At 66.1% G+C, this 15,726-nt stretch carries 13 protein-coding genes; 10 read left to right on the plus strand and 3 right to left on the minus strand.

Annotation, left to right across the window (positions count from 1 at the left end; translation table 11 throughout):
• Nucleotides 1–63 precede the first annotated feature (63 nt).
• Together PAF12_RS05405 and PAF12_RS05410 are read left to right on the plus strand one after the other, a co-directional pair.
• The gene (locus PAF12_RS05405; RefSeq protein ID WP_271108993.1) at nt 64–1,533 is read left to right on the plus strand and encodes a sialate O-acetylesterase; all 1,470 of its coding nucleotides are present in this window, start codon (nt 64–66) and stop codon (nt 1,531–1,533) included.
• Nucleotides 1,534–1,608: 75 nt separating this feature from the next.
• Complete coding sequence (locus PAF12_RS05410; RefSeq protein WP_271108995.1) at nt 1,609–2,244, plus strand: DsbA family oxidoreductase; 636 nt, start codon at nt 1,609–1,611, stop codon at nt 2,242–2,244.
• 112 nt (nt 2,245–2,356) lie between these two features.
• Here the strand turns inward: PAF12_RS05410 and PAF12_RS05415 are convergent, their stop codons facing one another.
• The gene (locus PAF12_RS05415; RefSeq protein ID WP_271108997.1) at nt 2,357–2,914 is read right to left on the minus strand and encodes a DUF882 domain-containing protein; all 558 of its coding nucleotides are present in this window, start codon (nt 2,912–2,914) and stop codon (nt 2,357–2,359) included.
• A 369-nt stretch (nt 2,915–3,283) separates the two neighbouring features.
• Between PAF12_RS05415 and PAF12_RS05420 the strand changes: the two genes are divergently transcribed.
• From PAF12_RS05420 to PAF12_RS05435, 4 genes are all read left to right on the plus strand, one after another.
• On the plus strand, nt 3,284–4,822 hold the full coding sequence (locus PAF12_RS05420; RefSeq protein WP_271108998.1) for a murein L,D-transpeptidase: 1,539 nt from the start codon (nt 3,284–3,286) through the stop codon (nt 4,820–4,822).
• A 66-nt stretch (nt 4,823–4,888) separates the two neighbouring features.
• Complete coding sequence (locus PAF12_RS05425; protein WP_271109000.1) at nt 4,889–5,974, plus strand: UDP-3-O-(3-hydroxymyristoyl)glucosamine N-acyltransferase; 1,086 nt, start codon at nt 4,889–4,891, stop codon at nt 5,972–5,974.
• A gap of 16 nt (nt 5,975–5,990) precedes the next feature.
• Nucleotides 5,991–6,251: an acyl carrier protein gene (locus PAF12_RS05430; protein WP_271109001.1), complete on the plus strand. Its 261-nt coding sequence runs from the start codon at nt 5,991–5,993 to the stop codon at nt 6,249–6,251.
• Nucleotides 6,248–7,534 (plus strand): beta-ketoacyl synthase, encoded by a 1,287-nt coding sequence (locus PAF12_RS05435; protein ID WP_271109003.1) that lies wholly within the window; start codon nt 6,248–6,250, stop codon nt 7,532–7,534. Before PAF12_RS05430 ends, PAF12_RS05435 begins: the two co-directional genes overlap by 4 nt.
• Here the strand turns inward: PAF12_RS05435 and PAF12_RS05440 are convergent.
• Both PAF12_RS05440 and PAF12_RS05445 read right to left on the minus strand, forming a co-directional pair.
• Nucleotides 7,512–8,354, minus strand: coding sequence for a hydroxypyruvate isomerase family protein (locus PAF12_RS05440; RefSeq protein ID WP_271109005.1), 843 nt, complete (start codon nt 8,352–8,354; stop codon nt 7,512–7,514). The genes PAF12_RS05435 and PAF12_RS05440 overlap by 23 nt on opposite strands.
• Nucleotides 8,354–8,854, minus strand: a complete 501-nt coding sequence (locus PAF12_RS05445) for a DUF1285 domain-containing protein (RefSeq protein WP_271109007.1) — start codon at nt 8,852–8,854, stop codon at nt 8,354–8,356. Before PAF12_RS05445 ends, PAF12_RS05440 begins: the two co-directional genes overlap by 1 nt.
• A 120-nt stretch (nt 8,855–8,974) precedes the next feature.
• Here PAF12_RS05445 and PAF12_RS05450 point away from each other — a divergent pair, with 120 nt between their 5' ends.
• The 4 genes from PAF12_RS05450 to PAF12_RS05465 are packed head-to-tail and all read left to right on the plus strand — an operon-like array spanning nt 8,975 to nt 15,670.
• Nucleotides 8,975–9,973: a MoxR family ATPase gene (locus PAF12_RS05450; protein WP_271109009.1), complete on the plus strand. Its 999-nt coding sequence runs from the start codon at nt 8,975–8,977 to the stop codon at nt 9,971–9,973.
• Complete coding sequence (locus PAF12_RS05455) at nt 9,970–10,854, plus strand: DUF58 domain-containing protein (protein WP_271109011.1); 885 nt, start codon at nt 9,970–9,972, stop codon at nt 10,852–10,854. Before PAF12_RS05450 ends, PAF12_RS05455 begins: the two co-directional genes overlap by 4 nt.
• Entirely contained in the window at nt 10,851–13,553 is a 2,703-nt protein-coding gene (locus tag PAF12_RS05460) for a DUF4159 domain-containing protein (RefSeq protein ID WP_271109013.1), read from the plus strand. Before PAF12_RS05455 ends, PAF12_RS05460 begins: the two co-directional genes overlap by 4 nt.
• A complete protein-coding gene (locus tag PAF12_RS05465) occupies nt 13,550–15,670 on the plus strand; it encodes a hypothetical protein (RefSeq protein WP_271109015.1) in 2,121 nt (706 codons plus the stop codon). Before PAF12_RS05460 ends, PAF12_RS05465 begins: the two co-directional genes overlap by 4 nt.
• Nucleotides 15,671–15,726 lie beyond the last annotated feature (56 nt).

Genomic DNA, 15,726 nt, shown 5'->3' on the forward strand with positions numbered 1-15,726 from the left:
TATTAACCAAAAATCAAACTTATACGGTTCATCTGCCAGAATCGACAGACTCAAGGAAAGGTGATGCCGACAAAGCCGATTTATGTTCTTGCCGGTCAGTCGAATGCAAATAACCGACAATTGATCGCGACGATAGAGGCTGAGGCGCGGGCCGCTGGCGGGGTGCTGGTGCATCACGCGGTCAACGGGTCTTCGCTGAGTCCCTATCTGGACGTGCATGGCAATGGTGACTGGTCTCCGGGTTCGCGCCCGTTCGAGGGCGAGTTGCTGGCGACGCTGAGCGGGAAGATCGGGGCGGCGATGCGCGACGGCCCGTCACATCTTGCCGGGGTGATCTGGATACAGGGCGAGGCGGACGGGCGCGATTCGCGGGCGGCAGAGGGCTATGCCACGCGGCTGCTGGCGCTGCATGACGAGATAACGGCGCGGTTCGGGGCGCATCGGATGGTGATCTCTCAACTGTCCGGCGAAGTGACCTCGCTGCGTGGTGACCGGGCGAAGATCGTGGCGAGTTGGGCTGAGGTGCGCGAGGCGCAGGCAGAGGTCGCGGCGGCGCGCGAGACGGTCAGCCTGCTCGACCCCGATGCGCTTGCGGGGCTGCGCGGGCTGGAGACCGCAGAGATGTTCCGGGGCGATCAGCGCCACTATAACGCTGCGTTCGGGGATGATCTGGGTACGGCGCTGATGGCGCGGCTGCGGGTGCCGGATGCTGTGGAGATCGAACTCGGAACGCCGGGCGCTGACCGCTTTGTCGATCACGGCGGGCGGGACCGGGCGATCTGGGGGGGCGAAGGCACCGACACGCTGGTGTTCACGCAGCGCGAGGCCGCGCCGATCCTGCGTTTTGGCGATGATGGCGCGGCGTTTCGCACGCGTGCCGGGGAGAGCAGGCTTGAACTGAATTCCGTCGAGCGGCTGATCGCGAACAGCGCGGATGACCGGATCTATATGGGCGGCGATCTGGAGGAGGTCATCAGTGCCGCAGGTGACGATCTTGTCGTCGGCTCGGCGCGGGGCGAGCGGATTTCGCTTCGGGCGGGCGATGACCGGGCCTTGGGGCATGGTGGTGACGACCGCATCGTCGGGGGTCCGGGGCAGGACAGTCTTTATGGGAACCAGGGTGCGGATACGCTGTTTGGCGGGGCCGGCGGTGATTTTCTGGGCGGCGGGCTCGGCGGTGATCATCTGATGGGCGACGGTGGCGATGACACGCTGTATGGCTGGCACAGCGATGACCGGCTTTCGGGCGGCGCGGGCGACGATCTGATCCGGGGCGGGCCGGGGGCGGACCGGCTTAGCGGTGATGCGGGCGACGACACGCTGCATGGCGGGGCCGGTGCCGATCTGTTCGTCTTTTCGCGCGGCGACGATCTCGTGCAGGATTTCGATCCCGATGAGGATCGGCTGAGATTTCCTGATGGCGCAAGGCTGGTTGCTGAACAGCAGGGCCGCGATACGGTGATCGACTGGGATGGCGGCAGCGTCGTGCTGGAGGATGTCGCGCTGACGGCGCTGCCCGATCTCTGGGCCTGATCTTCCTGCGGTTTGCAATACCCCGGTGGCTTCGGTAACGCTGCGGTTCAGTTGCGAACGGACCGGAACATGCAGATGACCACGCTTGATATATTCGCGGACCCGACCTGCCCGTGGTGCCTGATCGGCAAGGCGGAGCTGGATCAGGCGCTTGAGTCGCGGCCCGATCACGGGCTGAACCTCGTCTGGCATCCGTTCCGGCTGAACCCGGACATGCCGCCGTCGGGGATGGAGCATGTCGCCTATATGAAGGCGAAGTTCGGGGATGAGAAAGGCATATTGGAGGCCAATGAGCCGGTTCTGCGCGCCGCCGAACGGCTGGGGCTGTGGATCAATATGGCCGCCATCGAGCGGGTGCCGCAGACGCTGGACGCGTTCCGCCTGATGCATTGGGCCGGGATCGAGGGCGCGCAGAGCCGGGTGATGTCCGGCCTGATGCGGGCCTATTGGCGCGAGGGGCGCGATATTGCCGCGGCGGATGTGCTTGCGGATATCGGCAAGGGTGCCGGGATGGACGCGGACATGATCCGGCGGTTGCTGGCGAGCGATGCCGACCGGGATGAGGTTCTGACGCGGGAGGCCCATGCCCGGGAGCGCGGGGTGAGGGCGGTGCCGACCTATATTCTCGGCGGTGCGCATGTCGTCTCTGGCGCGCAGCCGGCGACGCTGTGGCGGCAGGTGATTGACGAATTGGCGGGTGGCGCTGGCTGATCGGTGCCGGGCCGTTTTCGACGCTGAGGCCTGTTAACAGCCGTGCGTCGACGTGCATGCAGGCCCGCCGGGGCGGGCCATGTGCAGGACTGTTGTCAGTTTATAAGGTCGCTTAAGCGCCCCAGCTGCGGACCGGGCCGCAATCCATATGCACGAAGTTGGAGCGCGAATATTTGCCGACGCCACCAGCTTTGCAGGCCATCGCGGCCTTGTACATCTGGTTGACCGAGCGCGACTTCAGGCGAAGATCGGCGGCCTGACCCTTCATGTGCAGGGAGTTGCGCGCAACGCCCGAAGATGTCCGGCGCAGCATCGCGTTGGTCTTGGGCGAGCGGTAGCCCGACAGCATCATGTAGGGTTCGTTGGTTTGCAGCATCCGGTGCGAGGCGGCGGCGACGTCGATCGCACGCGGATCGATGCCGATGGCCTGGCCGGTGCGCCAGTCGCGCATGAAGTAGTTAATTTCCTTCAGCGCGTCGCGGATATATTTTCCGTCGATCCAGTACACCGTATCGATGCTTTCGCCGGTCCGGGGCGAATACATGCTGATGCGGCGGTAATCGCCAGAGCGGCGGAGAATGCCGAACGCGTTGCCGGCAACCGGCGCTGCGGCGACGGTGGTCGCGGCAAAAACTCCCAAAATGCCGCGGCGGGAAATATCGAATGTCATTTTAGATCGCCTGTCCTGCTTTTTCTATAAAACCGCGCGAACTGTAATGCTCGGCGGCCGTTCCTCGTTAACATGCTCCTCGTTACCGGGAACTGCTTAAGATTATGTTAACAAAGCTGCCCTGAGGGAAGTAAATCGTTCCCCACGAAGCCGTCAGACGGGCAGATCGGCAAAATATTGCCGGATTGTGGTCCGCGCGCAACGCTTGGGCGAGTAATTCCAATGTGATAACCATGATCCGTGCAGGTTTCTGGACGCGGGCGGCGCGGGCTGGCAAAACTGCTGCAACGTTCGAGCAGAGGTCAAACAGTGAACATCCCAGCGAATCGGCTTTGGCGCGTGGCGAGTGCGGCCGCGTGCGCATTGCTTGTGTCAGGCCATGTCACCAATGCCGCTCCGGCCCCGAAGCTGGAGTTTACGGATTTCGAAATGCAGCTTGCGCAGACCGTGGCAAGCGATCCCGGTCTGGCGGCGTTTTACGGCGCGAATGCGCTGAAGCCGGTCTTCACCGGGCCCGAGTCGGAGGCGCGGCGGCAGGCGCTGCTGGATGCGATCAAAAGCGCGCCGGAACATGGCCTGCCAAGCGCGCGCTACGATCTTGCCGCGCTCAGCGAAATGGGCGGGGCGGATGACGCCGTGGCCGAGGTGCGCTTTGCCAATGCGCTGTCCCGCTGGGCGGACGATGTCGGCAATGGCATTGTCGATCCGCGCAAGACGGGCCGGATGAATGTGCGCGAGGTGGTGCCGGTCGATATGGCGGCACTGCTGGACGGCATGCTGTCGGACGATCCTGCCGCCGCGCTCGACGCGCTGCCGCCGCAGAACCCGGCCTATCTGCGGTTGAAGGAGTTGTTGTCGGAGCATCTGACGCTGGTCCCGCCCGCCGATGCGCCGCAGGTTGCGTCGGGTCTTTACAAGCTCGGGGTGACCGGGCCGGAGGTCGCGAAGCTGCGCGAAAGGCTGGCCAGCATCGGGTTTACGCCCGAAGTCGTGCCTGCCGATCCGGAGATATATGACGAGGGGTTGGCCCAGCTGGTCAGCGATTATCAGCAGGCGACAGGTCTGCCCGCCGATGGCGTGGCCGGGCCGCAGACCATCGGAAAACTGCGTGACGGGCTCACGGGGCCTGAGGTGCGCCGGCTGATGATCGCGATGGAGCGGATGCGCTGGCTGAACGGTCACGATCTGAGCAAACGCATGATCTGGGTGAATATCCCCAGCTACATGGCCGAGGTGCTTGAGGACGGGCAGCCGGTGTTCCAGACCCGTGCCGTGGTCGGAAAATCCGATCCCGAATGGCAGACACCGGAATTCAGCGACACGATGGAATTCGTGGTGCCGAACCCGTATTGGAACGTGCCGCGCTCGATCACCGCGGCCACCTATCTGCCGCAGCTACAGGCCAATCCGAACGCCGCCGGTCATCTTGAGGTGGTGGACCGCAACGGTCGCCCGGTGTCGCGCGACAGCATCAATTTCAACAAGTATAACGGCAGCAATTTCCCGTATTTCCTGCGCCAGAAACCGTCTGACAGCAATGCGCTCGGGCTGGTGAAGTTCATGTTCCCGAATCGCTGGAACATCTATCTGCACGACACCCCGTCCAAGGGTCTGTTCAGCGACAGCAGCCGCGCCGCCTCTCATGGATGTGTCAGGCTGCGCGATCCGTTCGATTTCGCGACGCTGCTGCTGCGCGGAAACTCCTCCGATCCGCGCGGTTATTTCCAGCAGGCGCTGAGCACCGGCAAGGAACGCTGGATCAAGCTGGAGGAGCCGCTGCCGGTGCATCTGGTCTATTTCACCACGATTCCGGGACCGGACGGGCAATTGCGCAATTACCGCGACGTTTACGGTCGCGACGCCGGTGTCTGGGCCGCGATTCAGAAGGCGGCGGAGGCCGGAAGCTAGAATTGCCGATCCGGGCTGGTGTTGCGGCGCGGGGATGACTAAGTCTCTGCCCGAAAGGAGTCCGCGATGCATGTGACGATAGAGGATCTCGCCAAGGCGCTGAATGCGCGGGCCTGGGGGGATCTGTCGATGCGGATCGAGGGCGCGGCAGAGCCGGGACAGGCCGGGGCGGGGCAGATCGCGCTTGCCATGACGCCGAAATACGCCGAGGCGCTTCAACCCGGCGGTGCCGCCATTCTGGCCGAGGGGATGGACCCCGCGGAATATGGGCTGAGTGCGGCGATCTTCGCGCCGCGTCCACGGCTGGTGATGGCCGGGCTGACCCGCAGTTTCGATCCGGGACCGGAGATCGCGCCGGGGGTGCATCCAAGTGCCGTGATCGATGACAGCGCCGAAATCGGGCCGGATGCGGCCATCGGTCCGTTCGTGGTCATCGGGGCGGGCGTGCGCATCGGGGCGCGGGCGCGGATCGCGAGCCATGTCTCCATCGCGCGCGGCTGCCGGATCGGGGATGACGCGCTGATCCTGAACGGTGCGCGGCTTCAGCACGGCACGGTGATCGGCGACAATGTGGTGATCCAGCCCGGTGCGCTGATCGGTGCCGACGGGTTCTCCTTCGTCACGCCGGAGGAATCCGGCGTCGAGGAAATTCGCAGAAATCTTGGAAAACGCGAAAAAATCCGGCAACAAAGCTGGGAGCGTATTCATTCGCTGGGCCATGTCGAAATCGGCGATAATGTCGAGATCGGGGCGGGCGCTGCGATAGATCGCGGCACCATCCGGGCGACGCGGATCGGATCGGGCACGAAGCTCGATAATCTCGTGCATCTGGGCCATAATGTCGTGATCGGCGAGGATTGCCTTATCTGCGGGCAGGTCGGCGTCGCAGGCTCGTCAGTGGTCGGCGACCGCGTGGTGCTGGCCGGGCAATGCGGGGTGTCGGACAATATCACCATTGGCGACGATGTCATTGCCGGCGGCGCGACAAAGATTTTCAGCCGGGTGCCTGCGGGGCGCGTCATTCTGGGCAGCCCGGCGGTCGAGATGACCACGCGGATGGAGATGGACCGCGCCACCCGCCGTCTGCCGCGTCTGGCCGCCACGGTGTCAAAGCTTCAGAAAACTGTTACAGAATTACTGGACAAGTCCTGACCGACTGGAGAATCCTATGACCGAAATCCGCAACCGTATCAGAGAGATCATCGCAGAGCAGGCCATGCTGGAGGTCGATCAGGTCACGGACGACGCCAGCCCGGCCGATCTTGGCATCGACAGTATGGGGCTGGTGGAATCGATCTTCGCGCTCGAATCGGAATTCGACATCTCGATCCCGTTCAATGCGAATGAACCCGAGAAATCGGAATTCGACATTTCCAATATGGGCAGCATCATCGCTTCGGTGGAGAAGCTGGTGGCCGCGCAGGAATGAGTCCGAAGAAAAACAAGGGCGACAAGGCCAAAACCCGATCCGCGCCTGCGGCCATAGCTGGTGCCGGACAGGGTCCGCGCCGGGTCGTCATCACCGGCATGGGCACGGTCAATGCGCTCGGTCTGGATGTGGACACCACGCTGGAGGCGTTTCGCGAGGGGCGCTGCGGGATCACCCAACTCGATTTCCGCGATGTCGACCGGCTGTCGATCCAGATCGGCGGGCAGATCCATGACTGGCAGCCGGAAACATGGTTCAACCGGCAGCAGATCCTGCTTTACGATAAATTCACCCAGTTCACGCTTCTCGCCGCGAAAGAGGCGGTTGCGCAATCCGGGCTGGATTTTCAGGGCGAATTGGGTCTCTCCTCGGGTGTCGTTCTGGGCACGGCGGGGGGCGGGCTGAACACCTGGGATGAAAATTACCGGGTGGTGTATGAGGAGGGGAAGAACCGCGTTCACCCCTTCGTCGTCCCGAAGCTGATGAACAACGCCGCCGCCAGCCATGTCTCGATGGAATTCGGGCTGCGCGGTCCGGCCTTTACCGTGGCGACCGCCTGTGCCTCGTCCAATCACGCTATGGGTCAGGCGTTCCAGATGGTCCGCTCCGGCGCGGCGCGGGTGATGGTGACCGGCGGGTCGGAGGCGATGCTGTGTTTCGGCGGCGTCAAGGCGTGGGAGGGGTTGCGGGTCATGTCCCGCGACGCCTGCCGCCCGTTCTCCGCCAACCGCAACGGCATGGTGCAGGGCGAGGGGGCCGGGGTCTTCGTGTTCGAGGATTATGAACATGCCCGTGCGCGCGGTGCCGATATTCTGGCCGAGGTGGTCGGCTTCGCCATGTCCTCGGACGCGCAGGACATCGTCATGCCTTCCGCGCAAGGGGCGGAGCGGGCGATTACCGGCGCGATGCGCGATGCCGGGCTCAACCCCGAGGAAGTCGGTTATATCAACGCCCACGGCACCGGCACGGCGGCGAATGACAAGACCGAATGCGCCGCGGTGTCCCACGCGTTCGGCCATCACGCCGACCGGCTGATGATGTCGTCGACCAAATCCATGCATGGCCATGTGATCGGCGGCACCGGCGCGATCGAGCTTCTGGCGTGCGTCATGGCGCTGCGTGACGGGATTATCGCCCCGACCATCGGATATGAAGAGCCGGACCCGGAATGCGCGCTCGACGTCGTGCCGAACGAGGCGCGCGAGGCACGGGTGGAGGCGGTGTTGTCAAACGCCTTCGCATTCGGCGGGCTGAACGCGGTTATCGCGCTGAAGCGTGCCTGATATTCGATCCCGGCTGCATGCTCGGCAGGATCAGATTGCCCCGCTGGCTGTCGCGGATCAGGCGGGCATGGGTCGGCAGCCAGCCCAGCCCGGCCTCCGTCGTGCTGCGGGGGGTATAAGCGGCGGATATCCATCCGGGATAATGTGACGCCTGAAGTGCAGCGTAAAACGCCTCGAAATCCAAATCATGCTTTGACGGTTCGTGCCGCTTTTTGATCCCCGCGATCTGGACATGGCGGACATGCGGGCCGTGGCGCTTCCAGCAGGCCATCACGTCCCCGGTGATCTGGTGCACCTGACACAGGTCGAATTGCAGCCCCAGATTTGGCTCGCCAACCGCGTCGATCACCTCGACAGCGGTTTCGAAATCGGAGAGGAAATAGCCCGGCGCTTCCGCGCTGCTCATCGGTTTGATGGTCAGGCTGGCATGGGGCGCGCGCCGCGCCGCCCAGCGAAGATTGTCGACGAAGCACGCCCTCGCCGCGTCGCCTTTGGCGCGACCGGCCATGATGCGGATATGACGGGTCGAAAGCGCCTCGCTGATGCGCAGCGCCCGCTCGAAATCCGCGCGGAACCGCGCCCGCAGCTCCGGCACCGCCGCAAAGCCGCGCGGACCGCCGGCCCAGTTGGGTGCGGGGCAGTTCATCAGCACGATATCCATCTTCGAGGCGCGCGCCGCAGCCTGCAGATCGGTGACCGAGATGTCGTAAGGGAACAGGATTTCCGCCCCCCGGAAACCCGCCCGCTTCGCCACCTCGAAGCGTTGCAGGATCGGCAGCTCATTATACAGGAGCGTGAGATTTGCAGCGAGGCGTGGCATCAGGGTTCCAGCGGGAAGAAATGACCGGCGGAGGTGATGCCCATGCGCCCCTCCGGGCCCTCGCTGACGGTTTCCGCAAGGCGGTAATAGGTTTTGCGGTCGATCCGGGCGCGCAGCCCGCCACGGATCTCGACATAAGGGCGCGGGTTTTCGGCAGTCCCGGTCACGGTCAGCGGGTGGTCTGCGTCAAGCCGCACCTCGTCCCCGACATTGGTGACGAAGCGGATGTCGTCCCCGATCTCCACATCTGTCGCAACGAACGGCGCATCCTCGACCTTGATGCCGATCTTTTCGACCGGGGTCACGAGATAGTGTCTGCCGTCCTCATATTTCAGGATATTGGCAAACATCCGCACCATTTCGGGCCGGCCAATCGGCCCGCCTTCGTGAAACCAGGTGCCATCGGCGCGGATTTCCATATCCATTTCGCCGCAATAGGGCGGATTCCACAGATGAACCGGCGCCGGACCCCTGGTGCCCTGCTTTCGGGCAGCCGCCATGATCCCGCCTGCGCGGTTCGCCGCCGGAGCAGCGGGTGTTGATGTTTGGGTCGGTTTGACCATTTCACCTGCGTCCGATCCGTGGTTTCATGCCATTTAGAGTATACTGAGAGAATTGTCATGTCCGACGACGGCGAACTTGTCCATAAAGTTAGGAATTTAGGTGAACAGCTGACCGCCGCGCGCGGCAGCATCGAGCGGCGTTTCGTCGGTCAGCATGAGGTGGTGGAGCAGGTTCTGGCGGCGATCCTGTCAGGCGGGCATGCGCTGCTGGTCGGTCAGCCGGGGCTGGGCAAGACCATGCTGGTCGATACGCTGGCGACGGTGCTGGGCCTTGACGATGCGCGCATCCAGTTCACGCCGGACCTGATGCCGGCGGATATTCTCGGCTCCGAAGTGCTGGATCAGATGGCCGATGGCCGGCGTGAGTTCCGCTTTGTCGAGGGGCCGGTCTTCACCCAGCTTCTGATGGCCGATGAGATCAACCGGGCCAGCCCGCGCACCCAGTCGGCACTGCTGCAGGCGATGCAGGAAGGGCAGGTGACGGTTGGCGGCGCGCATCGTCCGCTTGGCAAGCCGTTTCATGTGCTGGCAACGCAGAACCCGATCGAACAGGAAGGCACCTATCCGCTGCCCGAGGCGCAGCTCGACCGTTTCCTGCTTCAGATCGACGTGGATTATCCCGACCGTGACACCGAACGCGCGATCCTGCTGGCGACCACCGGGGCGGAGGAGGATGCGCCCCATGCCGTCATGGGGCCGGAGGATCTGATGGCCGGGCAGGCGCTGATCCGGCAGATGCCGGTCGGTGAGACGGTGCTGAACGCGATCCTCGATCTGGTCCGCGCGCTGCGTCCGGGGCCGGAGAGCGCCGATTGGGTGGATGATGCGTTAAGCTGGGGGCCGGGTCCACGCGCCGCGCAGGCGCTGATGATGGTCACCCGTGCGCGCGCCGTGCTGAACGGGCGTTACGCCCCGACGCTGGAGGATGTCGATGTCATGGCCGCCCCGGTGCTGCGTCACCGGATGGCGCTGAATTTCAGCGCAAGGGCGCAGGGTGAGACGACGGACAGCGTCATCGCCCGTATCCGCGACGCGCAGTTCCGGCAAGCGGCGTGAATCCAGACGATATCAACCCTGCGGCTATGCTGCGCGCGCGGGCGGAGGCGGCATCTGCCGTTCTGCCGCCGCTTCAGCTGGCACGCGGACCCGTCGCGGCGACGGTCGCGCCCGGCGGGCATGGTCTGCGCAGGCCGGGTCAGGGGGAGGATTTCTGGCAATACCGCCCCGCCCATGAGGCCGATACGGCACGCAGCATCGACTGGCGCCGCTCGGCCCGGGGGGATGCTCAATTCGTGCGTGACCGCGAACGCCAGACCGCGCGCAGCGCCGCGATCTGGATCGGAAGCGGCGCGGGCATGGGCTATGCCGGGCAGAAACCGGGCGGGGAGAGCAAGTTTGACCGCGCCAAGCTGCTCGGCCTGTCGCTTGCGCTGTCTCTGATCCGCGCCGGTGAGCGGGTGGCGCTTCTGGGGCAAAAGCCCGGAGGTGGCGCGGTGCAGGCAGAGCGGTTGAGCCATGATCTTGCCGGTCTGCCCCTGAGCCGCCTTGATCTGGATGCGCCTGATGCAGCGGCGGCGCGGTCGGGCCGGATTGCTATTCTTATTGATGATTTTTTGTTTGAAAATAACGATTTGATATCGTTTCTTAATGCTGTTTCCGGTCTTGGATCGGGCGGGGTAATGTTGCAAATTCTGCACCCGGATGAAGAGGATTTTCCCTTCGGCGGCGCGGTCAGGTTTGAAACTGCAGGCGGCATTCGCCACGCCACCCGCGATGCGGAGGGGCTGCGGGACGCCTATCGCAACCGGCTTGAGGCCCGGCGGGAGGCGCTGGCGCGAATGGCAGGTCAGGCAGGCTTTGTCTTCGGTACGCATGATCTGGGCCGCCCGTCCTCCGAGGCATTGATCTGGCTGCATGGGGTGCTGTCGGCGCGATGATGATGCTCGGCCCGATAGGTTTCGGCGCGCCGCTGCTGCTGGCGGGGCTGGCGGTGTTGCCGCTGCTCTGGTGGCTTTTGCGGGCGCTGCCGCCGGTGCCGCGCCGGGTCCGCTTTCCCGGCACGGCGCTGCTGGTCGGTTTGCAGGATCCGAACCCGGTGGCGCAGCGGACGCCTTGGTGGCTGCTGCTGATCCGTTTGCTTGCCGTGGGGGCGGCCATTCTGGCCTTTGCCCAGCCGGTCTGGCGTCCCGCCCCGCCGGTTGAGGAGGGCGATGCGCTTCTGATCGTCATGGATGCAGGCGCCACGGCGGCACCGGGCTGGGCGCAGGCGCAGACACGGGCGGTCCGGGCGGCGGAGACGGCGATTTCCGGCGGGCGTCCGGTGGCCGTGCTGCTGGCTGACGGGCGCGCGACCGATCCGCTCAGCTTCGGGGCGGATGGCGGGGTCGCCGCCGGTCTGCGCGCCGCCATGCCGCAGCCGTGGCCGGGAGCATACCCCGAAACGGTGGCGGAGATGCTGGCCAACCTGCCGGATGGCGCGCTGCGGACGCTGTGGCTCAGCGACGGTCTGGACCACCCGAACCGGCAGGCATGGCTTCAGGCGCTTGGCGATCTGGGTCCGGTCAGCGTGGTTCCGCCCGCCGGTCCCGCCTACAGCCTGAGACTGGCGGAGGACGCCGCCCCGCCGGTGCTGGAACTGGCGGCGACGGGTGACGATGCACCCGCGATCCGCGCCCTTGGGCCGGACCCGCAGGGCATCAACCGTGAGCTCGCGCGGCTCGACCCTGCTGTGCCTGTGCAGCGTCAGGGCGTCACCACGCGTCGCGTTGTGGCGGAGCTTCCGGCGGAATTGCTCGCCCGTGTGACGCGGTTCCAGATTGACGGGGTCGATTCTGCCGCTGCCGTGGTTCTGGGCGATGACCGGCTGCGCCGCCCGCTGGTGGCGCTGATCGGGGACGGGCAGGCCACGTCCGAGGCACAGAGCCTGCTGTCGCCCGCGCATTACCTGCGCAGCGCGCTGTCCGGTTCGGCGCGGCTGATCGAGACCGGGCTGGACGATGCGCTGACCGCCAATCCCGACGTTATCGTGCTGATGGACCGCGTCGGGCTGGAGCCGGACGGGGCGCTGGCGCAATGGGTGACCGATGGCGGGCTGCTGATCCGCTTTGCCGGGCCGCGCATGGCCGCCGATCCGGGGCTGAGCACGGAGCCGCTGCTGCCGGTCCGCCTCCGCCCCGGTGGTCGCGATATGGGCGGCGCGCTGAGCTGGGGCGAGCCGCGCGGCATCGCGGCATTTCCGCCGGACGGGCCATTCGCGGGGCTGACGATCCCTGACGAGGTGACGATCCGGGGGCAGTTGATGGCCGAGCCCGCGCCCGATCTGGCGCAGCGCAGCATGGCCAGCCTGACCGATGGCACGCCACTGGTGACACGGGCGGAGATGGGCGAGGGGCGGCTGGTGTTCTTCCACACCACGGCCAGTGCGGAGTGGTCGTCGCTGCCGATTTCCGGCCTGTTCCTGTCGATGATCGACCGGCTCGTCGAAACCGCCCGGCGCGGCGCGGGCGACGGCGAGGCTCCGGCAGCGGGTGGTTTGTGGACGGCGGAGCGGGTGCTGGACGGGTTCGGGCGGCTGTCACAGCCGCAGAACCCGGCCCCGGTCGCGGCGGAATTGCTGCAGGCCGGTGCCGCGCCGGACCTGCCAGCGGGGATCTATCGTTCCGGCGAGCGTTATATGGCGGTGAATGCCGGCACACCGATTGCCGTGGCGGGCTGGCCCGGTGCGCAGGTGGAAAGCGGCGCGGGCGCGGGGGTTCCGCTGGCGGGCTGGCTGCTGCTGGCGGCGGCGGCGATGCTGATCTCCGATCTGATGGGCAGCGTGGTGCTGCGCCGTGGCAGCCTTGCCGCCGCGCTGATCGCGGCGCTGCTGCTGCCGGTGGATGGCCGCGCGCAGGAGGTCGACCCGGAGCTTGCCCGGGCCGCATCGCAATTCGCCATGGGCTATGTGCTGACCGGCGATGCCGAGCTGGACGAGATTTCGCGCGCCGGTCTGACCGGGCTGTCGGCCACGCTGACCGGGCGAACCACGGTGGAGCCATCGGCCCCGGTCGTGATCGATCTGGAAACCGCCGATCTGACGCTGATGACGTTCCTTTACTGGCCGGTGTCGGAGGCGCAGCCGATGCCCTCTGCGCAGGCCTATCTGCGGCTGAACCGTTTCCTGCGCGGCGGCGGCATGATCCTGATCGACACCCGCAATGCCGATCTGACCGGGGCCGGGCTGGACGATTCAGGCGCGCTGCGGCGGCTGGTCGGACCGCTTGACATGCCGCCGCTTGAGGTCGTGCCGCAGGATCACGTTCTGACCCGCAGCTATTACCTGCTGAACGACATGCCGGGCCGTTACAGCGATGGCGATGTCTGGGTGGAGGCTGCCGCCTCTGCCACGGGATCGGTCAATGACGGGGTGTCGCCGGTCGTTCTCGGCGGCAATAGCTGGGCGGAGGCATGGGCGGTCGATGATCGCGGCCTGCCGCTATTCGCCATCGGTGCCGGTCTCGATGGCGAGCGGCAGCGGGAGATGGCGCATCGTTTCGGCGTGAACCTGATCATGTATGTGCTGACCGGGAATTATAAATCCGACCAGATCCATATCCCGGCCCTGCTCGACCGGCTTCAGCAGGAGGAGGGCGGATGAGCTGGGGCGGGCTGGTCTTTGACCCGGTGCTGGCCCCGCTGATCGGCGGGGTCGCGGCGATCTGGGCGGCTGTGGCCGTGGCGGGGCTGGCAGTGCTGGTGCTGACGGTCGCGCTCTGGCGTGGCCTGCGTGGCGCGTGGTGGCGCGGCGGAACGCTGCTTCTGATCGCTGCTGCGCTTGCGGGACCGGGGGTGGAGCGGGGCACGGCGCGCGCGCTCAGCGATATAGTGCTGCTGGTCGATGACCGCAGCGCCAGCCAGTCGCTGCCGGGACGGCGCGCGCAGACCGAGGCAGCGCTTGAGCGTTACACGGCGGAACTCTCCGGGTGGCCGGATACGGAGGTCCGCCGGATCACGGTCGGCGACGATGAGGACGGCACCTTGCTGGGCGACGCGCTGGCGAAGGCGATTGCTGCGGAACCGGCGGATCGCTTTGCCGGGGCGGTCGTGGTCAGTGACGGGCTGGCCCATGACGCCGCCGCCATGCCCGCCGATGCGCCCGCGCCGGTGCATTTCCTGCAAACCGGCACGCCGCAGGACTGGGATCGCCGCATCGTGGTGGACGAGGCGCCGGGATTTGCCCTGATCGGGGAACCCACGGTCATCAGCCTGCATATCGCGGATGAGGGCGCCGTGCCTGCCGACCGGGCCGGTCCTGCGACGCTGACCGCCACGCTGGATGGGGAGGTGATCGCGACCGTCGCGGTGACACCCGGCGTCCGGATCGAGTTGCCGGTGACGCTGGACACGGCAGGGCGCAATGTCGTCATGCTGTCGGTGGAACCGCTCTCTGGGGAGTTGACATCTGTCAACAATACCGCCGCGCTCAGCATCAATGCGGTGCGCGACAGGTTGCGGGTGCTGCTGGTGTCGGGGGAGCCCAATCCCGGCGAACGAACATGGCGCAACCTTCTGAAATCGGACGTGAATATCGACCTGATCCACTTCACCATTCTGCGCCCGCCGGAGAAATTCGACGGCGTGCCGGTGAACGAACTGGCCCTGATCGGCTTTCCCACCCAGGAACTGTTCATGGAGCGGATCGAGGATTTCGACCTGATCATCTTCGACCGCTTCCGGATGCGCGGCATTTTGTTGCCGCAATATTACGACAATATCCGCCGCTATGTGGAAGGGGGCGGCGCGGTTCTGGTCTCTGCCGGGCCGGAATTTGCCGGGGTGGAAAGCATCGCCCGATCTCTGCTCGGCCCGATCCTGCCGGCGCGGCCAACGGGGCGGCTGATCGAGGGGGCGTTTACGCCGGAATTGACCGAACAGGGCCGCCGCCATCCCGTGACCCGCGATCTGCCCGGTGCGCCGCTGGAAAGCGGCGAGGCGCGGCCCGATCAGTGGGGCCGCTGGCTGCGCATGATCGAGACCTCGCCCGCCCCCGACAGCACCGTGGCGATGACCGGGGCGGATAATCAGCCGCTCCTGCTGCTGCGGCGTGAGGGCGAGGGCCGGGTGGCGCTGATCGCCTCTGACCAGCTCTGGCTTTGGGGGCGGGGGTTCGAGGGCGGCGGTCCGCAACTCGACCTGATGCGGCGGGTGGCGCATTGGTCGATGAAAGAGCCGCAGCTTGAGGAAGAATCGCTGGAGTTGCGCGACCTGCCGGGACTCGCCGTCGAAATCACCCGCCGGACGCTGGAGGATACCGCGCCGCCCGCGCAGATCACCGGCCCGGGTGGCGAGGCAAGCGAGGTGGCGCTGGCCGAGGACGGGCCGGGACGCTTCACCGGGCGGTTCGAGGCAGCTGAGCCGGGGCTTTACACCGTGCGGCAGGGCGATTTGTCGCGCACCATTGCCATCGGCCCCGCGGCACCGCGCGAGTTTGACCGTACCGTCGCCAATGCCGCCGCCATTGCCGGGCTGACGGAGGCGTCGGGCGGCAGTATCCAGCTTCTCTCCGACGGGGTGCCGGATCTGCGCCGCATCGCCGAAGGGCGGGTGTCCGAGGGTCGCGGGGTCTCGCGCAACTGGATCGGGCTGACGCCGCGCGGCGCGGAAACCGTGACCGGGCTGTCGCGCCGTCCGCTGCTGCCGGGCTGGCTGTGGCTGTGCCTGATCGGCGGCGCGATGCTGGCCGGATGGCTGATCGAGGGGCGGCGGGCGGCGTGATCGCGGCAACATAAGCGCCGCCATGTTCTTGCCAATCCGCCCCACGCTTTGGTAGC

It is taken from the genome of Paracoccus sp. SCSIO 75233, from assembly GCF_027912675.1.
Classification (GTDB): Bacteria; Pseudomonadota; Alphaproteobacteria; order Rhodobacterales; family Rhodobacteraceae; genus Paracoccus.